This is a genomic window from Nostocoides australiense Ben110 (genome assembly GCF_001050535.1).
GTDB classification, from domain to species: domain Bacteria; phylum Actinomycetota; class Actinomycetes; order Actinomycetales; family Dermatophilaceae; genus Nostocoides_A; species Nostocoides_A australiense.
This window is the reverse complement of the sequence record NZ_HG764815.1, coordinates 3,117,827-3,122,648: the sequence shown is the minus strand read 5'-3', so window position 1 is coordinate 3,122,648 and position 4,822 is coordinate 3,117,827. Positions and strand designations below refer to the sequence as shown.

The window sequence follows — 4,822 nt, the reverse complement described above, 5'->3', positions numbered from 1 at the left end:
CCCCCCCCCCCGCCGTATGGCCGGCCGGGCCCGCCACGTAGCGCACCGCGAGCGCGTCCGCGTGCTCCCCGTCCGCCGGCCGCCGTGTCCGAATCGTCAACCACGCTGTCTCCGACGAGTCCGCCGAATCCCTCTCTGCGGCAAGCGGTTTGCCCCGGCGAGCGACTTTGGCCAGGACGCCGGCCAGGCGCTCCCCGTGGAGTTCCTCCGCCGCCACCCACGTCGCCGCAACGCCGAACAGCTCAACCGTATGCCGCTCCACCTCCGCGCGTTCAAACCGCCCGGGATCGGTAACAGTCTGCGTCGAAGGAGCCGGGGGCGGCGCTGCCCCGCCGGCCGAGGGCTCGGGCAAAGTCGACGCCGGCGACGAACCCGTCGAAGCGGGGGCCGACGACGCCACCAGCACGCGGGCAGGCGCGAAGCAGCCGGCCACCCACGGCGGGAACTGAAGGATGGACGGGGAGGGGACGACGACGGAGTCGACGTCGACGGTGTCCTCGTAGTAGATCCGTTCCGCCGCACCACCATTGACGAGGTCGAGCACACGGGGGTCGAGTGCGGACTCCTTGGGCGCGAACTCCCAGAGGTCTTCGGTATGCAGCACGCCGACGGACAGCCCGGCATCGAGGCAGGCGCGCAGGGTGGCGACGGACGACGCGACTCCGGGCCGGCCGTCGCGGAAGTCGTCGAGCAGGACGACGTCGAAGTGGGTGGGCTGGGCCAGGCGCGGGTCGACGGGGGATTGCCAGCGGGCGGGGGCCACGAAGCGGCGCGGCCCGTCGGGGTCGAGGAAGGGGTCCGCGCCGTCGCGGATCGCTTGGTGCCAGGGCCCATACGCCTGCCGGTAGGCGTTGCGCGCCTCGTGCCGCCATCCGGGCAGGAACTCGCCGAAAGAGAGGGAGCCGACCTCGTGCCGGGCCATCGTCAGCACGTCCTTCTTCAGGTCGCGCACCCGCCGGCCGAAGGCGGCCTCGAGGCGCACGGCGTACTCGGTGTCGGCGGCCTTGCGGACGGTGTCGAAGAAGCCGACCCGCGCGACAGCCGGATGCATCCGCACCATCAGGGACGGGGCGTTGAGGATGAGCGAGTGGTGCCCGGGCCGGGTGAGGACGAGGTCTTCGTCGGCACGCACGCACATCGAGCGGGTGACCATCAGCGAGGGGTCGGCGAGCAGCGGAGCGACGCCGCGTTCGAGGCGCTGCGGGTGGGCCCAGTCGTCGGAGTCGAGGCAGGTGAAGAACTCCGCATTCGTCTGTCGCAGAGCGGTATTGCGGGCGCGGTAGGTGCCACCGTTGACGGCTTTGCGGATGACGCGCACGCGTGGGTCCATGGCCTCGGCCGCCGCGAGAACTCCGTCCATCGGCTCCGGGGAGGCGTCGTCGACGATGAGCAGTTCCCAGTCGGCGTAGGTCTGCTCGACGCAGGAGCGGACGGCAGTGATGAGCTTCGCGTCCGGATTGAAGGCGCTCATGATGATGGCGATCAAGGGCCCGCGAACGCTGCCCGGAGTCGTAGCGGTCGTCGTGAGGCGGTCGAAAGCCGTTGGCCCGTCGGGCAATAGCGCGAGTGGCGCCAGGCCGTCGGCGATCAGAGACGCGTTCATCGCGGCCAGCCACTCGGCCTCGGAGTGGGTGTCGGGGGCGAACCGCGGATTGCGCCGGTCGGTCGCGATCTGGCCGCGCACGAGGTCCTTGACCTCCTCGTCCTGGCTCACGGCGACCGCCCGGTCGAGCTGGCCGTCGAAGAGCAGGAGTTGGGCGTAGGTTCGCACCTCGCGCCCGGTGAACCGGTGGCCGGCCGCGGCGAGCAACCCGAAGATCCCCAGCGCCGCGTCGCGGTCCTCCTGCCGGCCGACCTGGACCGCGAGGACATGGGCGTATGCCGCGAGCACCGTCTTGTCGATGCCGCGCGGCAAAGCCGGGGAGGGCCCTTCGCCGCGATGGCCGAGCCGGGCCGCGGCCCCCAGGGCACGCAACCCGTCATCGTCGAGGGTGCCGCCGGTTGCCTTACGCGCCAACACATTGCGTCCCGCGACGGACCGGGTGCGCAAGACGCTGGCGACGAAAGCCACATCGTCATCCGAACCGATCTGGGCGATCAGCCGATCGACCGGGCCACCTGCCCGCTGCGGAGCCATCAGTTCCAGGACCCCGGCCTCAGGACTCGGGCAGCGCGACGGTCAGCGCGTAGGGCGCGCCACTCGCGTCGGTCACGACCGTCACCGCGTCACCGATCCCGGCCGCTTCCAACCGCTCGCGATCGGCGCTGTCGGCGACGACAGCGCGGACCTCAAGACCGTGGGAGAGAGCAGTTTTGGCGGCGCTGACCCCCTTTTCGTCAAGCCGGTGAAGGAGGACGACCGAGCCGTGCGGGAGGGCGGCATACGGATCGTCGTGGGCCGCCCCGGTGCCGATGCGCGCCTCGAGGTCGGCCGTCGCCCGCTCCAGAGAGCTCTGCGCCCGATCGAGCCGGCCGACATACTGCGCCTGCAACAGCCGGATGGTCCCGGTCAGATCGTGCTCGCCCGGCTGGGCAGACCCCTGGGCCGAACGGGGACCGCCGGCCACCGCCGAGCGGAGCTTGGCGGCATCGCTGCGCTGAGCGCGCACGAGCAGGTTGGTATTGAGGGCGACGACGCCGATGACGCCGAGCATCGCGGCCAGTCCGGCCACCGCCAGCCACCACCACGACGCGATCGCCCCGATGAATGCCAGGGCCCCGAGCCCACCAAGGGCGGCCAGTCCCATCAGGACGCGCTTGTTGGTCATCTCGTGGCTGCTCCTTGGGGGTGGGCCTGGCATCTAGACTTTCGAAGTATTTCACGGCCCCTGCAGAAGAGGACGTATGCCGCACCCCGCAGCCGAACTCGGGCTGGCCCGCTCCTGGCTGGTCTCGCGAGACCTCACCGACCGCGAGATCGCAACCCTTGGTGAGACGGCGTTGCGTTGCGCCACGCCCGGATTGCGCGACGTGCTCGCGTTGCGCGCAACCGGGGGCGGTATGACGGCCGATGAGGTCGGCGCCCATCTCGACCGCCGGGAGCGCTGGACCGGCCGGCCGCAGCCCTTGCCCTGGCCTGCCAATGGTCGGTCGGGGGCGAACAGATCCGCAACCAGCCGCGCGCCCGGGTTGCCTTCGCCGACCTGCTGGCCACCTGCGGGCCCGGCGTGTTCGCGCAGATGAAACGCAGCGAGCAACTCGCCGTCCAATTGCCTTGGTTCGCAGGGGATTTCACCGAGGCGCGCGATCTGATGCGCGCTCTTCCGCTGGCGCCGGAGGCCGCAGCCGACCTCGAGACCGATCTCGCCAACCCGTGGGCGACGGGTGTGGAGCCGACACCGGACCGCGTGCGCCAGTGGCTCGCATTGTTCAACCGCCGCGTCCGCGACGCCGGCCTGGCCCCGGTCAGCGTCGCCGCCGACGCCGACAATCCGTTCGATGCGCTCACGGCGCCGACCGGGCCCAGCGTCGACGGGCCCCTGGTGACCGTCATCATGCCGAGCTACGCCCCCGACGCCGGGCTGCTCAACTCCATCCGATCCATGGCCGCCCAGACCTACGGCAACCTCGAGGTGCTGCTCGTCGATGACGCCAGCGGACCGGCATACGGCGGCCTGTATGACGAGGCGTGCGCCCTCGATCCGCGGGTGCGGCTGGTGCGGATGGCCCGCAACGGCGGCAGCTATCTCGGCCGCAACGCCGCTCTGGCGCAGGCCAAGGGCCGCTACATCACGACCCAGGACGCCGACGACTGGTCGCACCCGGACCGCATGGCCCATCAGGTCGCCCTCCTCGAGGCGAACCCGCTGGCCCCCGCGAGCCGCAGCGACGCGATCCGGGCCCTCGACGATCTTTCCCTGCAGTGGCTCGGCTACGACTCGCAGCGCCGCAACGCCTCGTCGCTGATGCTGCGGCGCTCGACCCTCGCCGCGATCGGCGGTTTCGACACCACGCGCAAGGGCGCCGACTCCGAGATGCACGAGCGGCTCGAGCGGCGGCTCGGCCCCACCCTGGACACGATGACGCCGCTGGCGATCACCCGTTTGCGGCTGGGGTCGTTGTCCCGCAGCGATTTTCGCTATCAATGGATGTCGCCGGACCGCGTGCTGTACAGCACGTCATACCGTGCCTACCATCGCTCGCTGACCCCGCAGACGCCCCCGCTCAACCCGGCCGAGCAGGTCCGGCACCGAGCGTTCCCGGCGCCCCGGGCCTACCAGCGGGCCCTGCCCGGCGGAGCCACGCTCCCCGAGCGGTATGACGTCGTCTACCTGCTCGACCTCAGCCTCCCCAACGCCCTCGACGGTGCCGCGGGGACCAACCTGCTCGGGCGCGGGTTGCGCGCCGCGATGATCCACCAGGAGGCCGCCGGTGTCGGCCCGCGCCGGCGACCGATGACGTTCGGCACGGCGATCCAGCACGCCCTCGACCGGCGGGTCGACCTGATCAGCACCGTCGACGCGGTGCCGTGCGAACTGCTCATCGTGCTGACACCAGAAGTCCTCGAACTGCCGAGCGAGGATCGGCCCCAGGTCCGGCCTCAGCACCTGGCTGTCCTGGCCACCGCCGACAGTGAGACCCAGATCGACCAGCTGGCCGTGCTCGAAGGCGCCCGTGAGGTGTTCGACCTGCCCGTGGAGTTCCTGGTGGGCAACCTGCGCGAGGCCGAGGAGTGGCAGCAGGTGACCGGCGAGCCGACCCGCACGGTCCGCGGAGCCCTCGGCGAGCTGGCCGCGGCCAAACGATCCGCCACGGAGACGCCATGACGACCGCGCCCCAGGCTCCCGCCGTCGAGAGCCGGGCTCCCGCCGTCGCCAACCCC

Annotated in this window: 3 protein-coding genes; 1 reads left to right on the top strand and 2 read right to left on the bottom strand. The window is 71.4% G+C overall.

The window, feature by feature from the left end:
* Both BN11_RS15105 and BN11_RS15100 read right to left on the bottom strand, forming a co-directional pair.
* The coding region (locus BN11_RS15105) for a glycosyltransferase family 2 protein (RefSeq protein ID WP_162213249.1) at window positions 1–2,071 on the bottom strand (2,071 nt) is incomplete at its 3' end.
* An 85-nt stretch (window positions 2,072–2,156) separates the two neighbouring features.
* Window positions 2,157–2,768, bottom strand: a complete 612-nt coding sequence (locus BN11_RS15100) for a hypothetical protein (RefSeq protein ID WP_048699036.1) — start codon at window positions 2,766–2,768, stop codon at window positions 2,157–2,159.
* Window positions 2,769–3,179: 411 nt separating this feature from the next.
* On the opposite strand from BN11_RS15100, the gene BN11_RS15095 reads away from it, so the two are divergent.
* The gene (locus BN11_RS15095; RefSeq protein ID WP_157044191.1) at window positions 3,180–4,766 is read left to right on the top strand and encodes a glycosyltransferase family 2 protein; all 1,587 of its coding nucleotides are present in this window, start codon (window positions 3,180–3,182) and stop codon (window positions 4,764–4,766) included.
* Window positions 4,767–4,822 lie beyond the last annotated feature (56 nt).

Coding starts and splice junctions, on each gene's coding strand:
- BN11_RS15100 (WP_048699036.1), bottom strand. CDS start 2,768: ATGACCAACAAGCGCGTCCTGATGGGACTGGCCGCCCTTGGTGGGCTC.
- BN11_RS15095 (WP_157044191.1), top strand. CDS start 3,180: ATGAAACGCAGCGAGCAACTCGCCGTCCAATTGCCTTGGTTCGCAGGG.